24 protein-coding genes and 1 other RNA gene are annotated in these 25,032 nt (G+C 67.4%); 17 read left to right on the plus strand and 8 right to left on the minus strand.

What is annotated here, in order from left to right; genetic code table 11:
* Positions 1–11 precede the first annotated feature (11 nt).
* Both JD292_RS01860 and fdhD read right to left on the minus strand, forming a co-directional pair.
* On the minus strand, positions 12–2,336 hold the full coding sequence (locus tag JD292_RS01860; RefSeq protein ID WP_200131043.1) for an FdhF/YdeP family oxidoreductase: 2,325 nt from the start codon (positions 2,334–2,336) through the stop codon (positions 12–14).
* Positions 2,333–3,238 (minus strand): formate dehydrogenase accessory sulfurtransferase FdhD, encoded by a 906-nt coding sequence (fdhD, locus tag JD292_RS01865; RefSeq protein ID WP_200131044.1) that lies wholly within the window; start codon positions 3,236–3,238, stop codon positions 2,333–2,335. The genes JD292_RS01860 and fdhD overlap by 4 nt, the downstream gene beginning before the upstream one ends.
* A gap of 122 nt (positions 3,239–3,360) precedes the next feature.
* Between fdhD and JD292_RS01870 the strand changes: the two genes are divergently transcribed.
* The 3 genes from JD292_RS01870 to JD292_RS01880 are packed head-to-tail and all read left to right on the plus strand — an operon-like array spanning position 3,361 to position 5,558.
* The gene (locus tag JD292_RS01870) at positions 3,361–4,605 is read left to right on the plus strand and encodes a molybdopterin molybdotransferase MoeA (RefSeq protein WP_369411106.1); all 1,245 of its coding nucleotides are present in this window, start codon (positions 3,361–3,363) and stop codon (positions 4,603–4,605) included.
* Complete coding sequence (gene mobA / locus JD292_RS01875; RefSeq protein ID WP_200131045.1) at positions 4,602–5,213, plus strand: molybdenum cofactor guanylyltransferase; 612 nt, start codon at positions 4,602–4,604, stop codon at positions 5,211–5,213. Before JD292_RS01870 ends, mobA begins: the two co-directional genes overlap by 4 nt.
* Before the next feature lie 33 nt (positions 5,214–5,246).
* Positions 5,247–5,558, plus strand: a complete 312-nt coding sequence (locus JD292_RS01880; RefSeq protein WP_200131046.1) for a DUF6457 domain-containing protein — start codon at positions 5,247–5,249, stop codon at positions 5,556–5,558.
* Positions 5,559–5,588: 30 nt separating this feature from the next.
* On the opposite strand, the gene JD292_RS01885 is transcribed toward JD292_RS01880, so the two are convergent.
* Both JD292_RS01885 and JD292_RS01890 read right to left on the minus strand, forming a co-directional pair.
* Entirely contained in the window at positions 5,589–6,788 is a 1,200-nt protein-coding gene (locus tag JD292_RS01885) for an ABC transporter substrate-binding protein (RefSeq protein ID WP_200131047.1), read from the minus strand.
* A 119-nt stretch (positions 6,789–6,907) separates the two neighbouring features.
* Complete coding sequence (locus tag JD292_RS01890) at positions 6,908–7,744, minus strand: inositol monophosphatase family protein (protein ID WP_200131048.1); 837 nt, start codon at positions 7,742–7,744, stop codon at positions 6,908–6,910.
* A 154-nt stretch (positions 7,745–7,898) separates the two neighbouring features.
* Between JD292_RS01890 and rpsO the strand changes: the two genes are divergently transcribed.
* Entirely contained in the window at positions 7,899–8,168 is a 270-nt protein-coding gene (gene rpsO, locus JD292_RS01895) for a 30S ribosomal protein S15 (RefSeq protein WP_200131049.1), read from the plus strand.
* Positions 8,169–8,262: 94 nt separating this feature from the next.
* Here the strand turns inward: rpsO and JD292_RS01900 are convergent, their stop codons facing one another.
* The 3 genes from JD292_RS01900 to JD292_RS01910 all read right to left on the minus strand — a co-directional run bounded on the left by JD292_RS01900 (position 8,263) and on the right by JD292_RS01910 (position 10,830).
* Complete coding sequence (locus JD292_RS01900) at positions 8,263–8,889, minus strand: hypothetical protein (RefSeq protein ID WP_200131050.1); 627 nt, start codon at positions 8,887–8,889, stop codon at positions 8,263–8,265.
* Between the two features lie 76 nt (positions 8,890–8,965).
* On the minus strand, positions 8,966–10,360 hold the full coding sequence (locus tag JD292_RS01905; protein ID WP_200131051.1) for an aspartate aminotransferase family protein: 1,395 nt from the start codon (positions 10,358–10,360) through the stop codon (positions 8,966–8,968).
* 2 nt (positions 10,361–10,362) lie between these two features.
* Positions 10,363–10,830, minus strand: coding sequence for an Lrp/AsnC family transcriptional regulator (locus tag JD292_RS01910; RefSeq protein ID WP_200131052.1), 468 nt, complete (start codon positions 10,828–10,830; stop codon positions 10,363–10,365).
* 444 nt (positions 10,831–11,274) lie between these two features.
* On the opposite strand from JD292_RS01910, the gene JD292_RS01915 reads away from it, so the two are divergent.
* From JD292_RS01915 to JD292_RS01935, 5 genes are all read left to right on the plus strand, one after another.
* Positions 11,275–12,489, plus strand: coding sequence for an ABC transporter substrate-binding protein (locus tag JD292_RS01915; RefSeq protein ID WP_200131053.1), 1,215 nt, complete (start codon positions 11,275–11,277; stop codon positions 12,487–12,489).
* Positions 12,490–12,492: 3 nt separating this feature from the next.
* Positions 12,493–13,674 carry an ABC transporter ATP-binding protein gene (locus JD292_RS01920; protein WP_200131054.1) on the plus strand — a complete coding sequence of 394 codons (1,182 nt, stop codon included), beginning with the start codon at positions 12,493–12,495 and terminating at the stop codon, positions 13,672–13,674.
* 9 nt (positions 13,675–13,683) lie between these two features.
* The gene (locus JD292_RS01925) at positions 13,684–14,544 is read left to right on the plus strand and encodes an ABC transporter permease (RefSeq protein WP_200131055.1); all 861 of its coding nucleotides are present in this window, start codon (positions 13,684–13,686) and stop codon (positions 14,542–14,544) included.
* On the plus strand, positions 14,541–15,341 hold the full coding sequence (locus tag JD292_RS01930) for an ABC transporter permease (protein ID WP_200131056.1): 801 nt from the start codon (positions 14,541–14,543) through the stop codon (positions 15,339–15,341). The genes JD292_RS01925 and JD292_RS01930 overlap by 4 nt, the downstream gene beginning before the upstream one ends.
* 278 nt (positions 15,342–15,619) lie before the next feature.
* The gene (locus tag JD292_RS01935) at positions 15,620–17,047 is read left to right on the plus strand and encodes an APC family permease (RefSeq protein WP_200131057.1); all 1,428 of its coding nucleotides are present in this window, start codon (positions 15,620–15,622) and stop codon (positions 17,045–17,047) included.
* On the opposite strand, the gene yczE is transcribed toward JD292_RS01935, so the two are convergent.
* Positions 17,007–17,675, minus strand: a complete 669-nt coding sequence (gene yczE / locus JD292_RS01940) for a membrane protein YczE (protein WP_233613231.1) — start codon at positions 17,673–17,675, stop codon at positions 17,007–17,009. The two genes, JD292_RS01935 and yczE, sit on opposite strands and share 41 nt — an antisense overlap.
* A gap of 61 nt (positions 17,676–17,736) precedes the next feature.
* On the opposite strand from yczE, the gene yczR reads away from it, so the two are divergent.
* The 8 genes from yczR to JD292_RS01980 all read left to right on the plus strand — a co-directional run bounded on the left by yczR (position 17,737) and on the right by JD292_RS01980 (position 25,013).
* Positions 17,737–19,185: a MocR-like transcription factor YczR gene (gene yczR / locus JD292_RS01945; protein WP_200131058.1), complete on the plus strand. Its 1,449-nt coding sequence runs from the start codon at positions 17,737–17,739 to the stop codon at positions 19,183–19,185.
* 68 nt (positions 19,186–19,253) lie between these two features.
* On the plus strand, positions 19,254–20,363 hold the full coding sequence (gene prfB, locus JD292_RS01950) for a peptide chain release factor 2 (RefSeq protein WP_200131059.1): 1,110 nt from the start codon (positions 19,254–19,256) through the stop codon (positions 20,361–20,363).
* Between the two features lie 86 nt (positions 20,364–20,449).
* On the plus strand, positions 20,450–21,610 hold the full coding sequence (gene ftsE / locus JD292_RS01955; protein WP_200131060.1) for a cell division ATP-binding protein FtsE: 1,161 nt from the start codon (positions 20,450–20,452) through the stop codon (positions 21,608–21,610).
* On the plus strand, positions 21,607–22,521 hold the full coding sequence (gene ftsX / locus JD292_RS01960) for a permease-like cell division protein FtsX (protein WP_200131061.1): 915 nt from the start codon (positions 21,607–21,609) through the stop codon (positions 22,519–22,521). The genes ftsE and ftsX overlap by 4 nt, the downstream gene beginning before the upstream one ends.
* A gap of 133 nt (positions 22,522–22,654) precedes the next feature.
* Entirely contained in the window at positions 22,655–23,131 is a 477-nt protein-coding gene (gene smpB, locus JD292_RS01965) for an SsrA-binding protein SmpB (protein ID WP_200131062.1), read from the plus strand.
* A 10-nt stretch (positions 23,132–23,141) separates the two neighbouring features.
* Entirely contained in the window at positions 23,142–23,789 is a 648-nt protein-coding gene (locus tag JD292_RS01970; protein WP_369411107.1) for a TetR/AcrR family transcriptional regulator, read from the plus strand.
* 171 nt (positions 23,790–23,960) lie between these two features.
* Positions 23,961–24,332, plus strand: a transfer-messenger RNA (tmRNA) gene (gene ssrA, locus JD292_RS01975).
* A 192-nt stretch (positions 24,333–24,524) separates the two neighbouring features.
* Positions 24,525–25,013: a type III secretion system chaperone family protein gene (locus tag JD292_RS01980; RefSeq protein ID WP_200131063.1), complete on the plus strand. Its 489-nt coding sequence runs from the start codon at positions 24,525–24,527 to the stop codon at positions 25,011–25,013.
* Positions 25,014–25,032: the final 19 nt, after the last annotated feature.

A 25,032-nucleotide genomic window follows, 5' to 3' on the forward strand; every position in this document is an offset into this window, starting at 1 on the left:
GACCTGACGGGTCAGACCGTGACGGGCCGCCCCACGCCGGCGGGCGTCGACGACGGCTCGAGCCGGATCACGACGGCCTTCGAGACCGGGGTGTTGCTGCCGATCGCCGTGCTGTCGAGGGGGACGAGCACGTTCGCCTCGGGGAAGTAAGCAGCCGCGCAGCCGCGGGCCGTCGGGTAGGAGACGATCCGGAAGCCGCGGAGCACGCGATCGGGCTGGTCGGGCCACTCGCTGAAGATGTCGACGGTCTGGCCGTCGCTCAGGCCGAGCTCAGCGAGATCGTCCGGGTGGACGAAGATCACGTAGCGGCCCTTCTTGATGCCGCGATAGCGGTCGTTGAGGCTGTAGATCGTCGTGTTGAACTGATCGTGGGAGCGGAGCGTCTGCAGCAGCAGGCGTCCGGGCGGGCAGTCGACCGGTTCGGCCGTGTTGACCGTGATGCGCGCCTTGCCCGTTTCCGTTTCGAAGCGGCGCTCGTCGCGCGGCGGGTTCGGGAGGACGAAGCCGTCGCGGCGGCGCGTCTTCTCGTTGTAGTTGTCGCACCCGGGCACGACGCGCGAGATGTGATCCCGGATCACGTCGTAGTTATCCACCATGCCGAGCCAGTCGATCCCGAGGCTGTCGCCGAGCGTTGCGTGGGCGATGCCGCCGATGATCGCGACCTCCGACCGCACGGTGTCCGCGATCGGTTCGATCTGGCCGTGCGAGGCGTGCACCGCGCAGACCGAGTCCTCGACCGTGATGTACTGCGGGCCGCTCAGCTGCTGGTCGACCTCGGTGCGGCCGAGCACCGGGAGGATCAGGGCTTTCTTCCCCGTGACGACGTGGGAGCGGTTGAGTTTCGTGGAGAGCTGCACGCTGAGCGTGGTCTTCCGCATCGCTTCCTCGGCGAGGTTCGAGTCGGAGATCGCGCCGAGCAGGTTGCCGCCGAGACCCACCCACACCTTGATCTTGCCGTCGGCGAGCGCGCGAATGCCGTGCACCGCGTCGACGCCGTGATCGCGCGGCGGATCGAAGTTGAACTCCTTGCCGAGCGCGTCGAGGAACGAGTCGGGCATCTGCTCCCACACGCCCATCGTGCGGTCGCCCTGCACGTTCGAGTGGCCGCGGATCGGGGAGGCGCCGGCGCCCGGCTTGCCGATGTTGCCGCGGAGCAGCAGGAGGTTGATGATCTCCTTGATCGTGTCGACGCCCTGGCGGTGCTGCGTGATGCCCATGGCCCAGCAGATGATCACGCGGTTCGACTCGAGGTACCGCTTCGCGAACTCGTCGATCTCGGCGGTCGCGAGGCCCGTGGCCTGCTCGACGTTGCGCTCGTCGATCGTCTGGATGTGCTCGGCGAACTCCTCGAAGCCGTCGCAGTAGCGCTCGATGAAGTCGTGGTCGAGCACCCGGCCGGGGTTCTTCGCCTCGGCCTCCAGCACCCGCTTGGACACGGCCTGCAGGAGGGCCATGTCGCCGCCGAGGCGCACCTGCATGAACTGGTCGGCGATCTGCAGCGGCTTGCCGATGTAGCCGCGCACGGTCTGCGGATCCTTGTAGCCGATGAGGCCAGCCTCGGGGAGCGGGTTGACGGCGATGATCTTCGCGCCGTTCTTCTTCGCGTCCTCGAGCGCCGTGAGCATGCGCGGGTGGTTCGTGCCGGGGTTCTGACCCATGATGATGATCAGATCCGACTCGAGGAAGTCGTTGTAGGAGACCGTCGACTTGCCGATCCCGACCGAATAGGTCATCGCCGTGCCGGTGGACTCGTGGCACATGTTCGAGCAGTCGGGCAGGTTGTTCGTGCCGTAGGCGCGGGCGAAGAGCTGGTAGAGGAAGGCGGCCTCGTTGGAGGCGCGGCCGCTCGTGTAGAACGACGCCTCGTTGGGGTGGTCGAGCGCGTTGAGCTCGTCGGCGACGATCTGGAACGCCCGGTCCCAGCTGACGGGCACGTAGTGGTCGGATCCCTCGTCCTTGAACATGGGCTCCGTGATCCTGCCCTGCTGGCCGAGCCAGTACTCGGTCTTGTCGAGCATCGAGATCACCGAGTTCTCCTTGAAGAACTTGCGCGACACCTTCAGCGGGGTCGCCTCCCAGGTGACCGCCTTTCCGCCGTTCTCGCAGAACTCGGCGATCTTGCGGTGGCTCGGATCGGGCCACGCGCAGCTCATGCAGTCGAAGCCGTCCTTCTGGTTGATCTTCGTCATGAGCCGCACGGTGCGCGGCAGGCCCATGTCGAGGATCGCGGGCTCCATGGAGTGGTACACGCCGCCGAAACCGGCAGCGTAGTCCTTCGGCGGCCCGACCTCGATCTCGTCGTCGGAGAAGTCCTCGCGGGGTGCTTTCGGGCTCATTGGACTACCGCCTTTTCAGTGAGACGCGGCGAAGGTTCCTCCCGCGCGAGGCTCGGCTCCTCATCGGAGCCTGAATCGGTGATGCGATCGGGTCGCGAGTACACGACCATGGTCTCGCCGCGGAGGAACCCCACGAGCGTGAGCCCCGCCTCGTCGGCGAGGTCTGCGGCGAGCGACGACGGGGCGGACACCGCGCTGAGCATCGGAATGCCCGCCATCAGGGCTTTCTGCGTGAGCTCGAAGCTCGCGCGACCCGAGACCATGAGCACGCACGAGCGAGCGGGGAAGCGGCCGTTCATGAGGGCCCAGCCGACGACCTTGTCGACCGCGTTGTGCCGGCCGACGTCCTCGCGGAGGACGAGGAGTTCGCCCGTCTCCCCGTCGAAGAGTCCCGCAGCGTGCAGGCCGCCCGTGCGGTCGAACGCCGCCTGTTCGGCGCGGAGCGCGTCGGGGAACCCGATCAGCAGGGAGGTGTCGATCGACAGGGGATCAGCGTCGACGCGATAGCGGCTCTGCGTGCGAACGGCATCGATGCTCGCCTTCCCGCACAGGCCGCACGAACTGGTCGTGTAAAAGTTGCGCTCGATGCTCGGATCCGGCGGAGCAACGCCCGGGGCGAGCGTGACGTCGAGCACGTTGTAGGTGTTGCCGTCATCGGCCGTCGCACCGGCGCAGTAGCGCGCGGTCGTGAAGTCCTCGGGGGAGTGGATCACACCCTCGGAGACGAGGAAGCCGGCCGCGAGCTCGACGTCGTGGCCGGGGGTGCGCATGGTGACCGCGAGCGACTTCCCGCCGACGCGGATCTCGAGCGGCTCCTCCACCGCGAGGAAATCGGCGCGCCGGGTCACGGAGCGACCGGCTGCGATGCGGGTCACTCGCCTGCGAGCGGTGATTCGTGACACACTTCCTGGATAGCATCGAAAGCAGGTGGGGGCAAGGTGACGGCCCGCTTGAGCGGGCGTTTTTCCATAAATACGAGGCGTTTCGGGATGAGATTCCGGACGCGCAGGCGAAGGGCGGGTCCGTGGCCAGTACTCCCGAGCAGCATCGCGAGTGGATCCTGGGAGAAATTCCCCTGCTCCCGATCGAGAATCGCGCTATCCGTGACGGGCTCGGCCTGACGCTCGCCGCCGATGTGCGGGCCGTCAACGATCTCCCGCTCTGGGAGAACTCCGCGATGGACGGGTACGCGGTGCGGGGTGAAGACCTCGACGGCGCTGCGGAGGACGCCCCGGTTTTTCTCGATATCGTCGGCGAGGTGCCAGCCGGGAGCGCTGAGGACCCCGACCTGCCGCGCGGGACCGCGGTGAGGATCATGACCGGCGCCCCGCTCCCGACCGCGGCCGACACCGTGGTTCGTGTGGAGGACACCGTGTCCGAGACCGGGGCGCGCGGCGAGTGGGCCGCGGAACGGGTCGGGATCCGCGCGGTCCCCGAACCGGGGGCGAATGTCCGCAAGCAGGGTGAGGACACGAGCGCGGGCGCGGTGATCGCCTCGGCCGGCGAATTGCTCGGCGCGCAGCGGCTCGCGGCGCTCGCGGCGGCCGGGGTGGCAGAGGTGCCGGTGCGCAGGCGGCCGCGCGTGGCGGTGATCGCGACCGGATCGGAGCTTGCGAGCCCGGGAGAACCACTGATCCGGGGGCAGATCCCAGAGTCGAACTCCGTCCTCCTCGCCGGGCTCGTCGAGGCGGCGGGAGCGGATCTCGTTTCCGTCGAGGTCAGCGCCGACGACGCCGAAGCGTTCGCCTCGCGGATCGCCGGCCTCGCCGGCGCGTGCGACGTCATCGTGACGAGCGGCGGCGTCGGACCGGGCCGGCACGACATCGTCCGCATCGCCCTCGAGGACGAACCGGGAGTGCGGTCCGTGCGGGTCGCCGTGCGCCCCGGTCAGCCGCAGTGCGTTGGCTCGCTCCGCTCGGGCGGCTGGATCTTCGCGCTTCCCGGAAACCCGGTGAGCGCCGCCGTGAGCTTCGAACTCTTCGTGCGTCCCGCCCTGCTGCGCATGCAGGGCCGGACGCGCACCGCCCGGCTACGCGTGCCGGCCACCGCCGAGCGCGAGTGGCGGGGAGTCACCGGGAGGCTGCAGGTGCTGCCCGTGCGCGTCACGGAAACAGACGCCGGGCTGACATGCCGTCCCGCGGTCGATCCGCGAGGCGTCTCCCACGCCGTCGGCGGACACGGGAGCGCGGACGGCTACGCCCTCGTGGGGCCGGAACGCGGCGACGTGGCCGCGGGTGAGACCGTCGACGTGATCCTGGTGGACGCGTGAGCGGCGGGCGCAGCGCCCAGGCGGCGATCGCGATCATCCTGGCCGGCGGGCGCGGGAGCCGGCTCGGCGGCCGGGACAAGGCCGCGATCACACTCGGCGGAGAACGGCTCGTCGATCGAGCCGTGAGCGCGGCCCGCGACGGCGGTGCCCTGGCCGTGATCGTCGCGGGTCCGGCTGCGGCGGTCCCGCCCGGGTGCATCGGGGTCCGCGAGGAGCCGGCGTACGGTGGGCCGCTCGCGGCGCTCGCCGCGGCGCTCGAGCGGCCAGAGGCGGCAACGGCGACCGAGACGCTGCTGCTGTCGTGCGATCTCGTCGACCCCGCCGCGGTCGTCGGCCGCCTGAGCGGGGCACGGTGGCCGGCCGGCGCCGACGCCCTCGTGCTGCGCGATCCCGATGGCCGCGAGCAGTGGCTCGCCGGGCGCTACCGCCTCGCGCCGCTCCGCGAGGGCGTGACGGCGCTCGGCGCGGTCTCCGGGCTGCCCATCCGCCAAGCGCTCTCGGGCCTGCGGATCGCCTGGCTCGACACCGCGGCCGACGATGTTGCGGACATCGATACGCCCGAGGATCTGGATCGGGCGCGCGCTCGCAGTGAATTGGGTGCAGACTGAGGGGGAAAGCCCGAGCTGAACTGGAGGAATACCATGACCCAGAACACCTACCTGCCGCCGGAAGCGCTCGAGGAGTGGCTCGCGGCCTCTGCGGCCGAACTCGGGGTCGATCCGAGCATCGTGTCGATCGCCACGGTCCTCGACGTGGCGCGAGATGTCGCGCACGACGTCGCCCGGCCGGCCGCGCCACTCACCACGTTCCTGCTCGGTGTCGCCTTCGCGCAGGGCGCGCACGGCCGCGACGAGTCGGTCGAGGGGGCAACGAAGGAGCTGCGCGCGCTCGCCGCGAAGGTCACGGGCCTCGCGAGCACCTGGCAGCCGGCCGCGGGAGGCGCCGAAGAATAGCGCCCCCCGCGATCCGGATCGGCCGATCCGCTAGTTGCCGAGCACCTTCTGGAAGGCCTGCGCGTAGCGGTTGTCCTCCTGCGCGGTGAGCGAGCGCATGTCGAAGATCCGCTTCGACATATCCTCGTCGGGGAATACGAGCGGGTTGTCGGCGAGCTCGGGGTTGAGCTTCTGCATGGCCTCGCGCGCGCCGGCGACCGGCGTCACGTACTGCACGTACTCGGCGACCCGTGCGGCGACCTCGGGCTCGTAGTAGTAATCGATGAGCTCGTGCACCTGCTTGAACGACTTCGTGGCTTTCGGCATCGAGAACGAGTCGATGAACACCGAGGCGCCCGACTCCGGAACGACGAACTTCCAGATCTCCTCGCCGGCCTCCTCGTTCAGGATCGCGATGTCGCCCGACCAGCACATGCCGGCCACGACGTCCTCCGTCTGCAGGTCCTGCACGTACGAGTTGCCCTTGACGTTGAAGACCTGGCCGGAGGCGAGCTGCTTCTTGACGACCTCGAGCGCGGCATCGAATTCCTTGTCGCCCCAGTCGCCAGCGATGTCGACACCCTGCTCGAGCATGATGAGGCCGAGCGTGTCGTCCTGCTCGGTGAGGAGGTTGACCTTGCCCTTGAGGTCGGGCGCCCACAGGTCCGAGACCTCCTTGATGCCCTTCGGGTAGAGCTTCGTGTTGTACACGAGGCCGGTCATGCCCGCCTGGTAGGGGATCGACCACTGGCGATCCGGGTCGTATGACGCGTGCTTGACCATGTCGATCATCTGCGCCTCGACGTTGGGGAGCAGGGAACGATCGAACTCCCGCAGCTGCTTCTGCTCGAGGAGGCGGACGATCTGCGTGTCCGAGGGGACGAACACGTCGTAGCCGGTGTCCTGGCCGAGTTTCAGCTGGTCCTTGATCTTCGCGATGAAGGTCTTGTTGTCGTCAATGTCCTCGAAGTACTCGACCGTGATGTTCGTCTGCTCCATGAAGTCGTCGAGCGTGGGCCAGACCCCCTTGTCCTCGTCGTAGTCGAGGTAGTAGGTCCAGTTTGCCCAGCGCACGGTGCCGCCGGACCCGTCGCCCGGGCCGCTCTTTCCCGCGCACGCGGCGAGTGAGCCGGCGCCGAGCATTGCCGCGCCGAGACCGGCCCCGCGGAGCAGCTGGCGGCGATCGAACTGCGCCGAGCGAATGCGGTTGACGATTCCCGCGATCAGCGGATCTTCGGGGAGTTTCGACATGTTCCCTCCTTTGGAAACGGGCGGTGTGCTGAGCCGCCTTTCGGACCATGCTGCCACAGGTCCGGCCGAAACGTAAACGCGATGGTCAATCCCGTTTACAGAAGGAAGCGCTGATCCGGCTATCCGAGCACGACACGGCGCAGCTCGTCGATGAGCCCGGGCGCCGCAGCGAACACCAGCGGTTCGCCGGGAGGGGTCGCCGCGTCGCGACCCTCAACGGCCCCGCCGGCCTCGCGGGCGATGAGCAGCCCGGCCGCGTAGTCCCACGGCTGCAGACCGCGCTCGTAGTAGGCGTCGATGCGGCCAGCGGCGAACGAGCACAGGTCATAGGCCGCCGAGCCGAGGCGACGCAGATCCCGGGCCTGCGGAATCAGGCGCGCGGCCATTTCCGCCTGCTCGGTGCGACGCTCAACGGTGTACCCGAAGCCCGTCGCCACGAGGGACATGCCGAGCTCGGTGGCGCCGGAGATCCCGATCGGGCGGCCATTCAGGCGCGCGCCTCCGCCCTCCCATGCCTCGAAGTGCTCGTCGAGGCGTGGCGCGGAGACCGCGCCGGCGACGGCGCGCCGGCCGTCCGCGGTGGCGCCGGGGTCCGCCACGGTCGCCGCGACGCTCACGGAGTAGAGGGGGAGGCCGTAGGCGTAGTTCACGGTGCCGTCGATCGGGTCGACGACCCAGGTGATTCCGCTCGTCCCCGCGATGCCCGCGCCCTCCTCGCCGAGGATCCCGTCGTCGGGCCGCGCGGCCTGGAGGGCGCGCACGAGATGCGCCTCGGCCTCTCGATCCGCGAGGGTCACGATATCCGTTGCGCTCGACTTGCTCGCCGCCACGGAGACGCCGTCCTCGCGAAGTTCCCTGATCAGGGTCCCGGTACTGCGGGCGGCGGCCGAGGCGATCGCCGCGAGCTCCGCGAGCAGGGCCGGATCGAGCGAGGGGGAGAGGGGCGCAGCGGTCATGCCATCGAGCCTACTCGGCGGCGGCGAACACCCGACTGGGCCGAACCTCCCGGAGGTGATAAGATAGCCAGGTTGCCGTCAGAACGGCCGCGGATAAAGAGAGCCCCAGCAACCCGCTGAAGGCGCCGCGCAACACAGAGGAAGGGGATCACCTATGGCACTTGCAGTAGACGTCAAGAAGGCGATCATCGAAGAGTACGCGACGAAGCCGGGCGATACGGGTTCCCCCGAGGTCCAGGTCGCGATGCTCACGCAGCGCATCAAGGATCTGACCGAGCACCTCAAGGAGCACAAGCACGACCACCACTCGCGTCGTGGCCTGCTGCTGCTCGTCGGTCAGCGTCGCCGTCTCCTGGGCTACCTCCAGAACGTCGACATCACGCGCTACCGCTCGCTCATCGAGCGACTCGGCCTGCGCCGCTAGGTGTCGCTGCGGTTCCGGTGATCGCCGGAAGCGCCGCTGCGAAGCGCCCGCCGTCCCCGAGGGGAAGGCGGGCGCTTCTGCGTTGCCGGTGGCGTCACATCACCGCTGACATGATCGCGTTGCCGAGATAGGCGATCAGCGTGCCGGTAATCGACAGGACCGAGGCGACGAGCGCGCCGATCGCCGCCCAGCGGTAGCGGGTGGCGTCGCGCTGGCGCACGCCCAGAAGTGCGAACAACAGAGCGGCGAGGAGGATCACGATGGTGATGACCATCACCGCAATCGTCACCCCGGAGCCATCGCCGCTCGTGCGCATGACGCTCATGATGAGGAAGGTTTGAACCGGACCCATCAGGAGGTCGAGCACAAGCAGTGCAAGAGCCACGATGCCGAACACGTTGGTCCGACCCGGAACCGAAGCCGGAACGGCACCGGAGCCGGGAGCCTGCAGCTCGGGGGAAGAGGCGTGCGGAGGCTGCGTCGGCCACTGAGGCGCGGCCTGCTGCGCCGACGGTTGCTGCGGCTGCGGCCGCGGCTGGGCGAAGTACTGCTGCTGCCCGGGCTGCGGCGCCTGCGCGAACTGCGGCCCGGGCTGCGGAACCTGCGTGAACTGCGGCCCGGGCTGCGGCGCCGGAGGGGCGTAGTGCTGCGGCTGCGGGTGCTGGGGCACGGGCGAACCCGGCTCCGGCTGGACGGGATCCTGGGGCTCATTCGTGCTCATGCGCTCACGGTAGCAGACCCCGAAACGCCGAGACGGCCCTCCCGCCGAAGCGAGAGGGCCGTCCGAATCGAAGAACTTAGATCTTCGAGGAGGCGTCCTTAAGGACGCTGCGGAGGATGCCGCCGATCTCCGCGAACTCCGCCGGACCGATGGTCAGCGGGGGAGCGAGCTGGATGACGGGGTCTCCACGGTCGTCGGCGCGGCAGTAGAGGCCGGCGTCCCACAGCGCGGGCGACAGGTAGTCGCGCAGGAGTCGATCCGACTCCTCCTCGTTGAAGGTCTCCTTGGTGGCCTTGTCCTTGACGAGCTCGATTCCGAAGAAGTAGCCCTCGCCGCGAACGTCACCGACGATGTCGATGTCGAGGAGCTTCTCGAGCTCGGCGCGGAACAGCGGGCTGTTCTCGCGCACGCGGCCGTTGAGGTCCTCTTCCTCGAAGATGTCGAGGTTCGCGAGCGCCGCGGCTGCAGCAGCCGGGTGACCGGCGAAGGTGAAGCCGTGGTAGAAGGTGTTCTCGACCGAGTTGAACGGCTCCGAAACCTTGTCCGAGACGATCATCGCACCGAGCGGGACGTAGCCCGAGGTGATGCCCTTCGCGGAGGTGATGATGTCGGGCTCGTAGCCGAGGGCCTTCGAGGCGAAGAAGTCGCCGACGCGGCCGTAGGCGCAGATGACCTCATCCGAGACGAGCAGCACGTCGTACTGGTCGCAGATCTCGCGCACGCGCTTGAAGTAACCGGGGGGCGGCGGGAAGCAGCCACCCGAGTTCTGCACCGGCTCGAGGAACACGGCCGCAACGGTGTCGGCGCCCTCGAAGAGGATCGCCTCCTCGATGCGGTTCGCGGCCCACTGGCCGAAGGCCTCGAGATCGTCGCTCGGGGCGCCCATCTCGTCGGCGCGGTAGAAGTTCGTGTTCGGCACGCGGTGGCCGCCCGGGGTGAGGGGCTCGTAGAACTTCTTCATGTCGGGGATGCCGGTGATGGCCAGCGCGCCCTGCGGGGTGCCGTGGTAGGCGACCGAGCGGGAGATGACCTTGTGCTTCATCGGCTTGCCCTGGATCTTCCAGTAGTGCTTGGCAAGCTTGAAGGCGGACTCAACGGCCTCGCCGCCACCGGTCGTGAAGAACACCTTGTTCATCTCGCCCGGAGCGTAGGAGGAGAGGCGCTCCGACAGCTCGATGGCTGCGGGGTGCGCGTAGGACCAGATCGGCATGAAGTCGAGCTGCTTCATCTGCTTGGCGGCGGCCTCGACGATGCGATCGCGGCCGTGACCGGCGTTGACCACGAACAGACCTGCGAGGCCGTCGATGTAGGCCTTGCCGGACGCGTCGTAGATGTGGTGGCCTTCGCCGCGCGTGATCACGGGGATGCCGTCGTCGAGCACCTTCCGGTTCGTGAAGTGCGGCCACATGTGGCGCTTGGCCGAAGCCTGAAGCGCCGGGACGTCAACCGCAGCGGTGGGATCAAAAGACATGGTTATCGTGTTCCCCAGTCGTATTTCTGTTTGGTGAGTTGGAGGTAGACGAAGCTCTCGGTCGATGCCACGCCGTCGATCTTGCGGATCTTCTCGTTGAGCAGTTCGATGAGCCCTTCGTCGTCCTCGCAGACGATCTCGACGATGATGTCGAAGGAGCCCGCGCTGAGCACGACGTAGCTTGCCTCCGGCATTTCGGCGAGACGATCGGCGACGACCCTGGTGTCTCCGGATACGCGGATGCCGAGCATTGCTTGTCGGCTGAAGCCGAGCCGCATCGGGTCCGTCACAGCAACAATCTGCATGACGCCAGCATCCGTGAGCTTTTGCACGCGCTGACGCACGGCGGCCTCGCTGAGGCCGACCGCCTTGCCGATCTCCGCGTACGATCGACGGCCATCGCGCTGGAGTTGCTCGATGATCGCTTTCGACGTGGAGTCGAGCGCCTGCGACGTGCGTTTGGTGCTCACGCCACCGATTCTGGCAGTGAATTGCGGAAAAGGCAAAGGAATCCGAAGAAAAGCCATGGCGATTCTGCGAATAACCTCAATTTAGAGGTGGCAAGTAACGGCGCTGTGGCGCGTCGGAGCGCTCACTGGTCGACGCGGTTCCCCCGGGGTGCGGCGCTCGGGAATTGCGGACCGATCCAGGCCCACCATAGTGGGGCGAAGCGCGCGGCACCAGAGAGAACGCCGCACAGGAATCGGGTCGTTCTCCGTGATCAAGCCCTGTTTTTCCGTGGCAAACATCACCGAAACATAACCTTTCCGATAAAAATCAATCACATTGACCTTTTGGCTTGGACACCCTCCACGGGGTATGCCATCCTCGGAGTCACCACCGGCAGCGGAGCCGTTTGCGATCCGGCCGGTGACCCATGCAGCACGATGTCAGAGACTCAAGGGAGAACTCTCATGGCCCGACCGATGCCCGAAGATCCGATCGTCAGAAATATCGTCGCGATGATCCGTGGCGCCCAGCTCAACCGGCGGCAACTGCTGCGCGGCGTGGGGCTCGGCGCCGCGAGCGCAGGTGCGCTCGGTCTCGCCGCCTGCGCCGGTGGCGGGGGAGGGGGCGGCGGCGCCCAGAGCGGCGACGGCGTGGTCTGGGGGAACTGGACCTACTATCTCGACTTCGATGACAAGACCCAGACCTTCCCCTCGCTCGAGGAATTCATGAAGCAGTCGGGCTACAAGGTCGAGTACATCGAGGACATCGACGACAACAACACCTTCTACGGCAAGATCAAGGATCAGCTGAAGCTCGGCCAGTACACGGGCTACGACGTCATCACGCTCACCGACTGGATGAACGCGCGGCTGATCGAGGCGGAGCAGATCCAGGAGTTCGACTACGGCAATCTCGCGAACGTGAAGGCCAACCTCGTCGACACGCAGTGGGACGCACTCGACGTCGACCCCGGCCGCAAGCTCACGATCCCGTGGCAGCTGCCGGCCTCCGGCTGGGTGTGGAACACGAAGGCCGTTCCCCAGGGCATCAAGACGCTCGACGACTTCCTGCGCCCCGAGCTCAAGGGCAAGGTCGTCGTGCTGAGCGAGATGCGCGACACGATGGGCATGGTGCTCGCGGGCCTCGGCCACGATCCCTCGGGGAAGTGGGGCGACAAGGAGTTCGACGAGGCGCTCAAGTGGCTCGACGACGCGCTCAAGAGCGGCCAGATCGGCAACGTCAAGGGCAACAGTTACACGCAGGACCTGATCGCGGGCGACGCGCTCGCCGCGATGGCGTGGACCGGCGACGTCGTGATGCTGAACGCCGAGAACGGCAACCAGTGGACGCTCGAGATCCCCGAGTCGGGCGGCATGATCGCCGCGGACTCGTTCACGGTCCCGAACGGCACCTCAGCCGCGGCAAAGAAGCGGGTCGAGGAGATGATCGACTACTACTACGATCCCGAGGTCATGGCCAAGGTCGCCGACTACGCGACCTTCATCCCGCCGGTGAAGGGCACGCAGCAGGCGATGGAGAAGATCAACCCGGAGAACGCGAAGAACCCGTTGATCTTCCCGACCGACGAGGACTGGAAGCGTCTCCACTCCTTCCGCACACTCACGGCCGAGGAAGACAAGAAGTACTCGACCGCATTCCAGAACGTTTTGGGGCTCTAACTCATGGCAGCACACGGCGATTTCGCCTCGGCAGGCGCCGACCTCCAGCTGGTCGGCATTCACAAGCGGTTCCCGGGTTTCACCGCGATCGAACACCTCGATCTCTCAATCCCGGCCGGCTCGTTCTTCGCGCTCCTCGGCCCCTCGGGCTGCGGCAAGACCACGACCCTTCGGCTCGTCGCGGGGCTCGAGGACCCGACCGCGGGACAGATTCTCATCGGCGGCACGGACGTGAGCGCGCTCAAGCCGCACAAGCGCCAGGTCAACACGGTATTCCAGTCCTACGCGCTGTTCCCGCACATGACGGTCCTCGAGAACGTCGCGTTCGGGCTGCGGCGGCGCAGGATCGGCGATCCCGTGGCGAAGGCGCACGATGCGCTCAGGCTCGTGGAACTCGATCACGTCGCTGACCGGAAGCCCGCACAGCTCTCGGGCGGCCAGCAGCAGCGCGTCGCGCTCGCGCGCGCGGTCGTGAACCGCCCGGCGCTGCTGCTGCTCGATGAGCCGCTCGGTGCGCTCGATCTCAAGCTCCGCCGCCAGATGCAGCAGGAGCTCAAGCAGATCCAGCAGGAGGTCGGTCTGACCTTCCTCCACGTGACCCACGACCAGGAAGAGGCCATGACGATGGCCGATACGGTCGCGGTCATGAACAAGGGCCGGATCGAGCAGATGGGCGCCCCCGAGGAGCTGTATGAGCTCCCGAAGACGGTGTTCGTTGCGAACTTCCTGGGGCAGTCCAACCTGTTCTCCGTGCGCGTCACCGGCGAGACCGACCAGGTCATCCACACGGACTTCGAGGGCACGAGGATCTCCGTTCCCCGCGCCCGTTCGGAGCGGACGAGCGGCGACATCACGGTGGGCGTGCGCCCTGAGAAGCTCACCCTGTCGCGGGAGGTGCCGGCGAACACTGCCGAAACGAACGTGATCGGCCCCGGCCGCATCACCGACGTCTCCTTCATCGGCGTGAGTACCCAGTACACGGTCGAGGTGCCGGGCGCCGGTCCCGTGCAGGTGTTCGCGCAGAACCTTCAGGCCGGACCCGGCGCCGCGCTCGGCGACGAGGTGTGGCTGAGCTGGCTCGTCGAGCACACGTTCGGACTCTCCGATGACCGACTCGAGACGGGGGCGCTGTCCTCCGAACTCTCGACGCAGGCGATCGCGACCCGGGCCGCGCTCGCCGAATAAGGAGACGACATGGCATTCACCGCGTTCTCCGGCAACACGAAAGTTGTCGAGCAGGCGCCGCGGAAGAACGGCTGGGTCGCCCTGGTGCTCCTGGCACCGGGCATCGCCTACATGCTGCTCTTCTTCGTCGCCCCGTTCATCCAGCTGGCGATCACCTCGCTCCAGGCGCCCGACGCGAGCGGAGGGATCGGTCAGTACGTGCCGGCCCTCGAGTTCTCGAACTACTGGGCGGCGCTTCAGGAGTACTGGCCGCACCTGCTGCGCTCCTTCATCTACGCCGTCGTCGCGACGATCATTGGCCTCCTCATCAGCTACCCGCTGGCGTATCTGATCGGCGTGAAGGTGCGGTCGAAGCCGATGCTGCAGGGGATCCTGCTGATCCTCGTGGTCGCGCCGTTCTTCATCAGCTTCCTGCTGCGGACGCTGGCGTGGAAGTCGATTCTGCCGAGCGATTTCGTCGGCACGCACTTCTCGGTCATCTTCGGCCTCGTCTACAACTTCATCCCCTTCATGGTGCTGCCCATGTTCTCGTCGCTCCAGGCGCTCGATCTGCGGCTGCTCGAGGCGGGATCGGATCTGTACGCGTCGCCGGTGACGACCTTCCGCAGGGTCACGCTGCCCCTGTCGATGCCGGGCATCGTCTCGGGCACGCTGCTGAGCTTCATCCCGATGTCGGGCGACTACGTGAACGCGTCTCGCGAGTTCCTGGGCGGGACGTCGACGACGATGGTCGGCAACGTCATCGAGTCGAACTTCCTGCAGACGCAGAACTATCCGATGGCCGCGGCGCTATCGATCATCCTGATGGGCATCATTCTGATCATCGTGGCCACATACGTGCGCAAGAGCGGGGCGGAGGATCTGCTGTGAAGAACTTCTCACTCGGAAAGGCGTTCGTGCCGGTGGTGGCGGCGATTGCGCTCATCTACCTGCTGCTGCCGATCGCGCACGTCATCGTGTTCTCGTTCAACGACGCCGGGCGCAACAACATCATCTGGCGGGGGTTCACCCTCGACAACTGGCAGAACCCGTGTGGCGCGCCGCAGGTCTGCACCGCGTTCGGGAACAGCCTCCTCGTCGGCGCGGTGGCGACGGTCGTCGCGACGACGCTCGGCACCCTGATCGCGATCGCCCTCGTGCGGTACCGCTTCAAGTTCCGCTCGACCGTCTCGCTGCTCCTCTTCACGCCGATGGCGACCCCGGAGGTCGTGCTGGGCGCCGGTCTGGCCGCGCAGTTCCTGCTCGCGGGCGTGGAGAAGGGGATCGGCACGATCATCCTGGCGCACACGATGTTCTGCATCTCCTACGTGGTCGTCGCGGTGAAGGCGCGCGTCGCCTCGCTCGATCCCGCGATCGAGGAGGCGGGGCGTGACCTGTACGCCTCGCCGGGCCAGGTGTTCTGGCGGGTCACGCTGCCGATGCTCATGCCGGGCATCATCGGTGCGGCGCTGCTGAGCTTCGCGCTGTCGTTCGATGACTTCATCATCACGAATTTCAACGCCGGCACGGCGACCACGTTCCCGAAGTTCATCTACGTGTCGGCACTCAAGGGTGTTCCCGCGCAGGCGAACGTGCTCGCGTCGATCGTGTTCGTCGGCGCACTGCTCCTCGTGATCATCGTCCAGATGGTGAACATCAACAAGAAGAAGCGGCTCGCCAGGCAGTAGCGGCGCGCCGCCTCGGCAAGAAACCGCTCGGCTTCGGATTACGTCCCGAATCCGAGCGGTTTCTTGCGTTCCCGTGAACATCGTGGCCGATTCGCCTCGAAACACGCAGGATCTGCGGGAATCGGGATTCTCGGGGGGTTTGGCGCGGTGTTCACTTTGAGCGGGGCGCTCATGGGGTGCATGATGGTTGCTGTTGTGGGTTGCACACCCATCTCATTCACGGCGCGAAGGGGCGCAATTCTCCCCGGAACGCGAATGCAGCCTGTTGAGGAGAATCAATGTCGAATTCCGGGACGGCCGCCAAGCAGCGCGGAACCCTCAAGCGGAGCCTGGGGCTCTGGGCCATCGTCGGCCTGGGCCTCGGCTACATGACGCCGACGGTCGTGTTCGACACCTTCGGCATGGTCGGCCGCGACACGAACAACGTGGTCCCGCTCGCGTACCTCGTGGCGCTCGTGGTCATGGTGTTCACGGCGATCAGTTACGGCAAGATGTCCGGGGCGATCCCGAGCGCCGGCTCGGCGTACACCTACGTGCGCGAGTCGATGCACCCGAACGCTGGCTTCATGGTCGGCTGGACCTCGCTCATCGACTACATGCTGCTGCCGATGGTGAACTGCCTCATCATCCGGAGCTACCTCGAAGCGTTCTTCCCGTCGGTTCCTGGCTGGATCTGGGTCGTCGTCTACTGCGTCGCCGTGACGACGATCATCTACATCACGATGCGCGGCACCTCGAACGCGAACATGATCCTGCTCGTGTTCTCGATCCTCGTCATGGCGGTGTTCGTGGTCATGGTGTGGGTGCAGCTCTCGGGCGGCGCCGGCGTCGGCGGTGTCGTGTCGATGCAGCCGTTCCTGCACGACGGCGTCACGATGGGTGCCGTGCTCACGGGTGCCACGATCGTCTGCTTCTCGTTCATCGGCTTCGACGCCGTCACGATGTACGCGGAGGAGGCGAAGACCCCGAAGATCATGCCGAAGGCGATCCTCTACACGGTGCTCCTCGGCGGTGGCATCTTCCTGGTCGCCGGCTACTTCACCCAGCTGCGCTTCCCCGATTGGAACGAGTTCGCCCCGGGCGGCGACATGCAGTACATCGAGGACTCGACGCTGCCGCTCATCGGCGAGGCCGTGGGTGGCGATTGGCTGAAGGCGGTGCTCACGGCCGCGGGCTTCGCGGCGACGCTCGCCTCGGGTCTCGCCTCGCACGCTTCGGTGTCGCGCATGCTGCTCGTGATGGGCCGCAACAACGTCCTCCCGAAGAAGGTGTTCGGCTACATCAACCCGAAGACGCACACCCCGACCTTCAACATCGTCCTGACCGGCGCGATCTGCCTGCTCGCGATCGCGTTCACACTCGAGATGATCGCCGCGTTCATCAACTACGGCGCGCTGATCGCCTTCACCTTCGTGAACCTGTCGGTGATCGCCTGGTTCGCGATCCGTCAGGGCCGCAGGAAGACCCCGAAGGACATCTTCCACTACATCGTCCTGCCCACGATCGGCACCCTGATGACGGGCGTGCTGTGGGTGAACCTGCACCTCGACGCCCTGATCGGCGGCGTCATCTGGACCGTCCTCGGCTTCATCTACCTGGTCTTCCTGACGAAGGGATTCCGGAAGAAGGTCGCCGGCTTCGACGAGATCCAGCCGGTGACGGGCTTCAACAAGATTCCGGAAGAGGTGGGCGAGGAACTGCGCTAGCGGCTCCGCTCTCGGCCTTCCCCTTCGCTGCCCCTTCTCGGCCCCTCGCGCGACGCGCGGCGGGATCGAGGAGGGGCAGCGTGATGTTGCAGAGCGGCCCGATGAGCAGCGCGAAGGCAATGGTGCCGATGCCGACGTTACCGCCGAGGAGCCAGCCGACGACGAGGACCGTGAGCTCGACGGCCCCGCGCGCCGCCCAGATGGGCACGCCGTAGCGGGCGTTGATGCCGGTCATGAGGCCGTCGCGGGGCCCGGGACCGAGCTTCGCGCCGATGTAGATGCCGCTCGCGACGGCGAGGAGCACGAGCCCGATGACGAAGTAGCCGATCCGGAGCCACAGCACCTGGGTTACGGGGATGAGGAACAGGCCGAGTTCGATGCCGGGGCCGACGAGCAGGATGTTCAGGATCGTGCCGAGGCCCGGGCGCTGGCGCAGGGGGATCCAGAGCAGCAGCACGAGGAACCCGATGAGGTTCGTGAGCAGGCCGATCCCGATGCCGGTCCGGAGCGAGACGCCCTGCGCGAGGACGGTCCAGGGGTCGACGCCGATCACGGCGCGGATCATGAACGCATCGGCGACGCCGTAGAGCAGCAGGCCGGGGATCAGGCGGGTGAGGCGGAGGAGCATGGCTCCAGTCCATTCGATATTGGACCTGTAGACAAGATGCCAATCAACATATAGTGGCCTCATGGTCGCCTCGGGAGTTATCAGCCAGCGCCTCGGCGCGCGCCGCCTCGTCGAACTGCTCGGCGACTGGCGCGACGGAGGCGTCGGATACGAGGAGCTCAGCGGGTCGATTGCGTTGCTGGTCAGGGACGGGGCGATCCAGCCGGGCACCGTGCTTCCCGCCGAGCGCCAGCTCGCGGAGGCGCTGGGCGTGAGCCGCACGACCGTGAGCGCCGGGTACCGGCGCTTGCGCGAGGCGCGCGTCGCCCTGTCGCGCCAGGGCTCGGGAACCGTCGTGCGCGCCCGGCCCGCTGGACCCTCCGGAACCGAGGAACCCGGCGCCGGGGGAGCGATCGACCTGACCGTTGCGTGCCCTGAGCCGTGGGGCGGCCTGCCCGAGCTCGGCGCGCTCGCCCTCGCCGGCCACCCCGAGGTGTTCGCGCAGCGCGGCTACGACACGATCGGCCGGCCCGATCTGCGCGCGGAGATCGCCGCGCGCTACGCGGCGCGTGGCCTGCCGACCTCGCCAGAGCAGATCATGGTCACCCTCGGCGCCCAGCACGCGATCTTCCTGATCGCGCGGACGATCCTCGGGAGGGGCGACCGCAGCCTCATCGAGGCCCCGAGCTATCCCCACGCCCGCGAGGCGCTCGCCGCGACGGGCGCGCTCATCGCCGAGGTCCCCGTCGGGGAAGGCGCGGCCGCCGCGCGTCTCGACACCGTGAGGCGGGTGAGCCCGCGGCTCGCGTACCTGATCCCCGACCATCACAATCCGACGGGGGAGAGCATTCCCGAGGCCGATCGGGCCGCCCTAATCGCCGCGTTCGCGGAGCGCGGCTCGCTCGTGATCGCCGACGAGACGACCGCGGAGCTCACCCTCGGGGGCGCGCGTTCCGTGCGCCCGTTCGCGGCGGCCGCCGAGGGCACGTGGCACGCGGACGCCGTCGTCACGGTCGGCTCGCTCGGCAAGACCGTGTGGGGCGGGCTGCGGATCGGCTGGATTCGCGCCTCGACGGCCCTGATCGAGCGCTTCGAGGCGTCCAGGCGAACCGGCGATCTCGGAACGGGTGCCTGGGAGCAGGTGCTCGCGCTGCGCGCGCTCGAGCGATACGACGAGATCCTGACGGAGCGCAGCACGCAGCTCACGGCCCGCCACCGCGTGCTTCGCGAGCAGCTCGCCGCGCACCTTCCCGGCTGGCGTTCGCCCGACGCCGAGGGCGGGGTCAGTCTCTGGGTCGACCTCGGAGAGCCCAGGAGTTCCGCGCTCTGCCGGGAGAGCGCTCGCCGCGGCGTCCGGCTCGCCCCGGGGCCGCGGTTCGGCGCGCCCGGCGTGTTCGAGCGCTTCGTGCGGCTGCCGTTCACCGCGCAGGAGGACGAGCTCGTCGCGGCGATCGGCACGCTCGCGGAGTCCTGGACCTCCAGATCAGAGGCCGGATCGGGGGGATCGCTCCCGGGCGCGGGGCTCGTCTAGTACCGCGAGCGGCGCTTCCGGAGGGGGCTTCCGCGCCGCGACCCTCGCAGGCGATAGAATCGGGGATCATGCTCGACCTCGATCTCAACGCCCGCATCAAAGCCGTGCGCGCCAGCTACGCCGACATCGCCGCAGTCTCCGACCTTCCGCGGCTCGATCGCGAGATCGCGGAGCTCGAGGAGCAGGCCGTCGCGCCGAACCTGTGGGACGATCCCGAGGCCGCGCAGAAGGTCACGAGCGGGCTCTCGCACCGCCAGGCCCGTGTGAAGCGCCTGCGCGGCGTCGAGTCCCGGCTCGATGACCTCGACGTGCTCCTGGAGCTCGCCCTCGAAATGGAGGACGAGGAGTCCGCGGCCGAGGCCGAGGCCGAGCTCGCCTCCCTCGAGTCGCTCGTGCAGGACCTCGAAGTCCAGACCATGCTGTCGGGGGAGTACGACGAGCGCTCGGCCGTCGTCACGATCCGCTCGGGCGCCGGCGGCGACGACGCCACCGACTTCGCGGAGATGCTGCTCCGCATGTACCTGCGGTGGGCCGAGCATCGCGGATACTCGACGAAGATGATGGACACCTCCTACGCGGAGGGCGCCGGCATCAAGTCGGCGACGTTCGAGGTGGACGCGCCCTACGCCTTCGGCACGCTCTCCGTCGAGGCCGGCACGCACCGCCTCGCCCGGATCAGCCCCTTCGGCTCCGCGGACAAGCGGCAGACGAGCTTCGCCGGGGTCGAGGTGATCCCGCTCCTCGAGGAGGCGACGGAGGTGGAGATCCCCGAGACCGATATCCGCGTCGACGTCTACCGCTCCTCGGGCCCCGGCGGCCAGTCGGTCAACACGACCGACTCGGCCGTTCGCCTCACGCACATCCCCACGGGGATCGTCGTGTCGATGCAGAACGAGAAGTCGCAGATCCAGAACCGCGCAGCGGCCATGCGCGTGCTGCAGACCCGGCTCCTCCTGCTCCAGCGCGAAGAGGAAGCCGCGAAGAAGAAGGAGCTCGCCGGCTCCATCACGGCGAGCTGGGGAGACCAGATCAGGTCGTATTTCCTGTACGGTCAGCAGCTCGTGAAAGACCTCCGCACGGGCCACGAGTCCTCGCAGCCGGACGCCGTGTTCGACGGCGATCTCGACGGCTTCATCGCCGCGGGAATCCGCTGGCGCTCGCTCAGCAAGGACGACTAAGCGTTTCCTGGGAGGATCGAGAAACCCCGAAGACTCAGCGCGCCTCAACGTTTGCGGGCCCCCCGGCGCGTATTGTCTGAGTCGTCATGATCCTCTTCGAGAACGTCACCAAGAAATACCGGGGCACGGCGAGACCCGCGCTCGAATCGATCGACCTCAATATCGATCGCGGCGAGTTCGTCTTCATCGTCGGTGCCTCCGGTTCAGGGAAGTCCAGTTGCCTGCGGTTGATCCTCCGCGAGGATCAGCCGAGCACGGGCAAGATCCACGTCCTGGGGCAGGACCTCAGCAAGATCTCCTCGCGCAAGGTCCCCTATTTCCGTCGCAACCTGGGAACCGTGTTCCAGGACTTCCGCCTGCTCACGAATAAGACCGTGTACGACAACGTCGCGTTCACCCTGCAGGTGATCGGGAAGTCGCGCGGCTTCATCCAGGAGGCCGTCCCCGACACGCTCGAAATGGTGGGCCTCGCGAACAAGGGCAAGCGCTTCCCCCACGAGCTCTCCGGCGGCGAGCAGCAGCGCGTCGCGATCGCGCGCGCGATCGTCAACAAGCCGGCGATTCTGCTGGCCGACGAGCCGACGGGCAACCTCGACCCGGCGACGAGCCTCGGCATCATGCAGCTGCTCCGCGCCATCAACGCCTCGGGCACCACGGTCGTGATGGCCACGCACGAGGCGGCGTTCGTTGACATCATGCAGCAGCGCGTCGTCGAGCTCTCGCAGGGCGTCATCGTCCGCGACGAGGTCGGCGGCGGCTACGGCGAGACGGCGTCGATCCCGGTTGCGGATCTCTCGGAGGAGGGAATCCAGGTGCTGCGCACCACGGAGGCCGTGGTGCGTGCAGCGCTCTCGCCCGACATGATCGGCCAGGGCGCACGCCAGGAGGGCGAGGAGGGCGACGGCGACCTCGCCGACGCGCAGCTCGCGTCCGAGATGGCTCCCGCCGACGAGTATCCCGCTGCGCTGCCCGAGCAGGCTCCTGCCGCGCAGCAGCAGCAGCCGCGAGCGGGGGAGCGGGCGGCCTCCGTGTACGAGGAGCCGCATCCGTTCGGAGAGGACGACGCCGACATCGACGATCTCGACGAGACCATCGCGGCCGGCGGGCCCAACGCCCGCAAGATTCCCACGTTCCTCGACCCGGATCGGAACATCGACCCGGTGAAGATGTCGGAGACGGGAAGCCTGGCCGAGCACCTCGGGCTGCGCGGCAAGGACGATGAGACGGATGTGGGGCCGGCACGATGAGAGTTGGACTGGTACTCGGCGAGGTCTGGAACGGCCTCCGCAGGAATCTGTCGGTGGTCATCTCGGTGATCCTCGTGACGTTCGTCTCGCTCACCTTCGTGGGAGCAGCGATCCTCATGCAGCTGCAGGTGCAGCAGATGAAGACGTTCTGGTACGACCGCGCCCAGGTGGCGGTGTACCTCTGCACCGACTTCGACAAGAGCGCGACGTGCGCGGGGAAGGACGCGGGAGAGAAGGAGATCGAGGCCGTGAAGGCGGCGCTCGGATCCGACACCCTGAAGCCCTACATCGACGACTTCTTCTTCGTCGATCACGATCAGGCCTACACGGAGTTCACGAAGCAGTTCAAGGGCAACCCGATCGTGGACATCACGAAGCCCGAGCAGCTGAACCAGACCTTCTGGATCAAGCTCAAGGACCCGTCGCGCTCGGACATCATCAAGGAGACCTTCTCGGGGATCCCCGGGGTGCAGAGCGTGTCCGATCAGCGCAGCCTGCTCGACCGGATCTTCCTGTTCCTCGGCGTCGCGAGCTACACGGCGATCGCGATCGCGGGGCTCATGCTCGTCGCCGCGATGCTCCTGATCTCGACCACGATCCGGCTCTCCGCGTACTCCAGGCGGAGGGAGATCGGCATCATGCGCCTCGTCGGCGCCTCGAACCGGTTCATCCAAACGCCGTTCATATTGGAGGGCATCATCGCTGCCCTCATCGGAGCCGTGCTCGCGAGCGTCGCCTCGGTTTCGATCGTGAAGTTCTTCGTGCAGGGCTTCCTCGTCAGCGAGGTCCCGTTCACGAGCTACATCACGGTTGAGCAATCGCTGATCGTACCGCCGATTCTGATCGGCGTCGGAGTGATCCTGTCGGCGATCGCCGCGAAGATCGCGATCACGCGCTACCTGCGCGTGTGACGCCTCCGGACGCTCGATAGACTGGATCCTCGCGCCGGCAGACATCAGGTCTCGGCGCGGGGATCCGGTCGTTCCGGGTCCGGCATGCGCGTGTCCGAGTCCGAGTTCCGGATTCGAGAGGAGAGGAGTGACCATGCCCAAGGAGACCGGCGAGAAGCTGATCGCCTCGAACAAGAAGGCGCGTCACGAATACCTGATCCTCGACACCTACGAGGCCGGGATGGTGCTCACGGGCAGCGAGGTGAAGTCGCTGCGAATGGGGCGGGCGTCCCTCGTCGACGGCTACGTGTTCATCGAGAACGGCGAGGCCTGGCTCGACGCCGCCTATATCCCGGAGTATCTGAACGGCTCGTGGACGAACCACTCGCCGCGCCGGAAGCGGAAGCTGCTGCTGCACCGCCAGCAGATCGACAAGCTCTATCAGAAGACCCGCGAGGGCGGCATGACGATCGTGCCCCTGCGCCTGTACTTCCTGGACGGCCGCGCGAAGGTCGAGATCGCGCTCGCGCGCGGCAAGAAGGAGTACGACAAGCGCCAGACCCTGCGCGAACGGCAGGACAAGCGCGAGGCCGAGCGGGCGATGCGGCAGAAGAATCGCCTCGGCGACTGAGGCGATCGAGGTGATCGAGCCCGGGCGGTCGAGCGCTCAGGAGGAGCGTTCTGAGCCGGCACGAACGCGGAAGCCCGCTGCGGAGCGACGGGCAGAGATCGTGTCGGTCGCGTCGGAGATCGCTCTCGAGGACGGCCTCGAACGGATCACGCTGCGCGCCGTCGCGGATCGGCTGGGCGTGCGGCAGGGGCTGATCGGGCACTATTTCCCGGCGGTGGGTGAGCTCGTTGCCGAGGCCTTCACCGCGGCGGTGACGGGGGAGAGGGACCGGCTCGTCGGGGCTTCCGGTACCCCGACCGAGCGGATCGCCGCGCTCGTGCGGCGCGTCGAGCGGCAGGAGTCCGAGGGGCTCGCTCGGCTGTGGCTCAACGCGCGGCATCTCGCGCGGCGGGACGATCGTCTCGCCGACGTGATCGAGGCGCAGGAAGCGCTCGACCGGGCGCGGCTCGAGGCGCTCGTCTCCGAGGGGATCGCCGCCGGTGAGTTCCCGATCGCCGACGCCGGGGCGGCGTGCGTGCGCATCTTCATGGCCGTCGACGGCTTCGGCGCGTACGCGAACAACCCCGCGGCGTTCGACGAGCCGGCGTACGCGCACTTCGTGAGCGACGTTGCCGCGTGGGCGCTCGGCATCGGCCCGGCGGCGCTGCGCGCCGAGTAGCCGCGTGATCCCGGCGGGCGTCCGCCCTGCGCGAACCGCGCGGTGGGAGTGTGGTCTGCACTCGCCCGGCCGGCCGGGCGCTGCTAGACTGAAATGCCCGGCTCGGCCGGGATCGCCCCGGTTCGCCGGGTTTGACAACTCCACAGCGCGTGATGCGAACGCCCCAGACCAGGGGCCGATCGGTTTCGACACGTCGATTTGAGACTGTGAGAAGCGGGTCGAGGACGCGAAGTTATCTCGTAAACGCCCTTCGCAAACCATAGGTGCCAACGCTAAGCGCACCGACTTCGCTCTCGCTGCCTAAGCACGAGACCGAGTCCGTCAGGCCGGGTCTGCCTCCGCCCCGGATTTCTGGCGTCATCTAGGAGGCTTGCTCGTACGTCGTGTCTCAGGGCGTGCGGGGACTTTTTCTGAGGCTGGGCCCGTCGCGCGAGGTGTTCGTGACAACGCGCGGGGCCGAGTAGAACGTCTCCACGAACTACACCCGTAGAAGGCACGGAATCGTCGAAGTGGACCGGGGTTCAATTCCCCGCGGCTCCACCAGGGTTCGCATCACGCGCTGAGGAGATCTCCGATCGGCCGTCGAAGACGGCGGTTCGGTGTGCGCGGAGACCTGGGAAAATTCGGTTGGGATCCCGCTCCGCCCGCAGTCTGTCAGTGGATCCCGCTAGGCTCTTCCTGAGGCCCCTCGACGCCGCACGGGTCTCCTCGCCGACACCGCGAAAGGACTACGCCATGGGTTTCTTCACGAAGGATGCCGTACCAGCGCCGGGCGCGTCAGGAGGTCTCGCGCCGCTCAGCAAGGAGCGCATCAAGGCCGCTCTCGAACGCGAGGGGTGGTCCTACAACGTCGACTCCGACGGTGACATCGGTGGCGGCTGGGAGTACGGCAGCTTTTTCTTCTTCGTGAACGGCGAGCAGGACGAGATGCTGTGCGTGCGCGGCTTCTGGCGCGGCCGCCTCGAGGAGAGTGACTACCTGCGGGCACTCGAGCTCTGCAACACGTGGAACTCAGAGAAGATCTGGCCGAAGGTCTACGTCGGCCGCGACGACGAGGGCAAGGGCCGTCTCAACGCCGAGCTCAACGTCGATTACGAGCCGGGCATCACCGACGAGCAGCTCTCGCAGCACCTCCGCTGCGCCATCAACACCGGCATGTCGTTCTTCGAACTCGTCAACGAGACCTTCCCCGAGGTCTGGGCGCAGTACAGGCCCGCGGACTAAGCCGCGGCACCGACCGAGT

This window comes from Leucobacter edaphi, from assembly GCF_016522535.1.
GTDB classification, from domain to species: Bacteria; Actinomycetota; Actinomycetes; order Actinomycetales; family Microbacteriaceae; genus Leucobacter; species Leucobacter edaphi.

Excerpts from the sequence above, each read along its gene's own strand:
- JD292_RS01860 (WP_200131043.1), bottom strand. The coding sequence starts at position 2,336 with ATGAGCCCGAAAGCACCCCGCGAGGACTTCTCCGACGACGAGATCGAG.
- JD292_RS01880 (WP_200131046.1), top strand. The coding sequence starts at position 5,247 with ATGACCCAGAACACCTACCTGCCGCCGGAAGCGCTCGAGGAGTGGCTC.
- JD292_RS01885 (WP_200131047.1), bottom strand. The coding sequence starts at position 6,788 with ATGTCGAAACTCCCCGAAGATCCGCTGATCGCGGGAATCGTCAACCGC.
- JD292_RS01890 (WP_200131048.1), bottom strand. The coding sequence starts at position 7,744 with ATGACCGCTGCGCCCCTCTCCCCCTCGCTCGATCCGGCCCTGCTCGCG.
- rpsO (WP_200131049.1), top strand. The coding sequence starts at position 7,899 with ATGGCACTTGCAGTAGACGTCAAGAAGGCGATCATCGAAGAGTACGCG.
- JD292_RS01900 (WP_200131050.1), bottom strand. The coding sequence starts at position 8,889 with ATGAGCACGAATGAGCCCCAGGATCCCGTCCAGCCGGAGCCGGGTTCG.
- JD292_RS01905 (WP_200131051.1), bottom strand. The coding sequence starts at position 10,360 with ATGTCTTTTGATCCCACCGCTGCGGTTGACGTCCCGGCGCTTCAGGCT.
- JD292_RS01915 (WP_200131053.1), top strand. The coding sequence starts at position 11,275 with ATGGCCCGACCGATGCCCGAAGATCCGATCGTCAGAAATATCGTCGCG.
- JD292_RS01920 (WP_200131054.1), top strand. The coding sequence starts at position 12,493 with ATGGCAGCACACGGCGATTTCGCCTCGGCAGGCGCCGACCTCCAGCTG.
- JD292_RS01925 (WP_200131055.1), top strand. The coding sequence starts at position 13,684 with ATGGCATTCACCGCGTTCTCCGGCAACACGAAAGTTGTCGAGCAGGCG.
- JD292_RS01935 (WP_200131057.1), top strand. The coding sequence starts at position 15,620 with ATGTCGAATTCCGGGACGGCCGCCAAGCAGCGCGGAACCCTCAAGCGG.
- yczE (WP_233613231.1), bottom strand. The coding sequence starts at position 17,675 with ATGCTCCTCCGCCTCACCCGCCTGATCCCCGGCCTGCTGCTCTACGGC.
- yczR (WP_200131058.1), top strand. The coding sequence starts at position 17,737 with ATGGTCGCCTCGGGAGTTATCAGCCAGCGCCTCGGCGCGCGCCGCCTC.
- prfB (WP_200131059.1), top strand. The coding sequence starts at position 19,254 with ATGCTCGACCTCGATCTCAACGCCCGCATCAAAGCCGTGCGCGCCAGC.
- ftsE (WP_200131060.1), top strand. The coding sequence starts at position 20,450 with ATGATCCTCTTCGAGAACGTCACCAAGAAATACCGGGGCACGGCGAGA.
- ftsX (WP_200131061.1), top strand. The coding sequence starts at position 21,607 with ATGAGAGTTGGACTGGTACTCGGCGAGGTCTGGAACGGCCTCCGCAGG.
- smpB (WP_200131062.1), top strand. The coding sequence starts at position 22,655 with ATGCCCAAGGAGACCGGCGAGAAGCTGATCGCCTCGAACAAGAAGGCG.
- JD292_RS01980 (WP_200131063.1), top strand. The coding sequence starts at position 24,525 with ATGGGTTTCTTCACGAAGGATGCCGTACCAGCGCCGGGCGCGTCAGGA.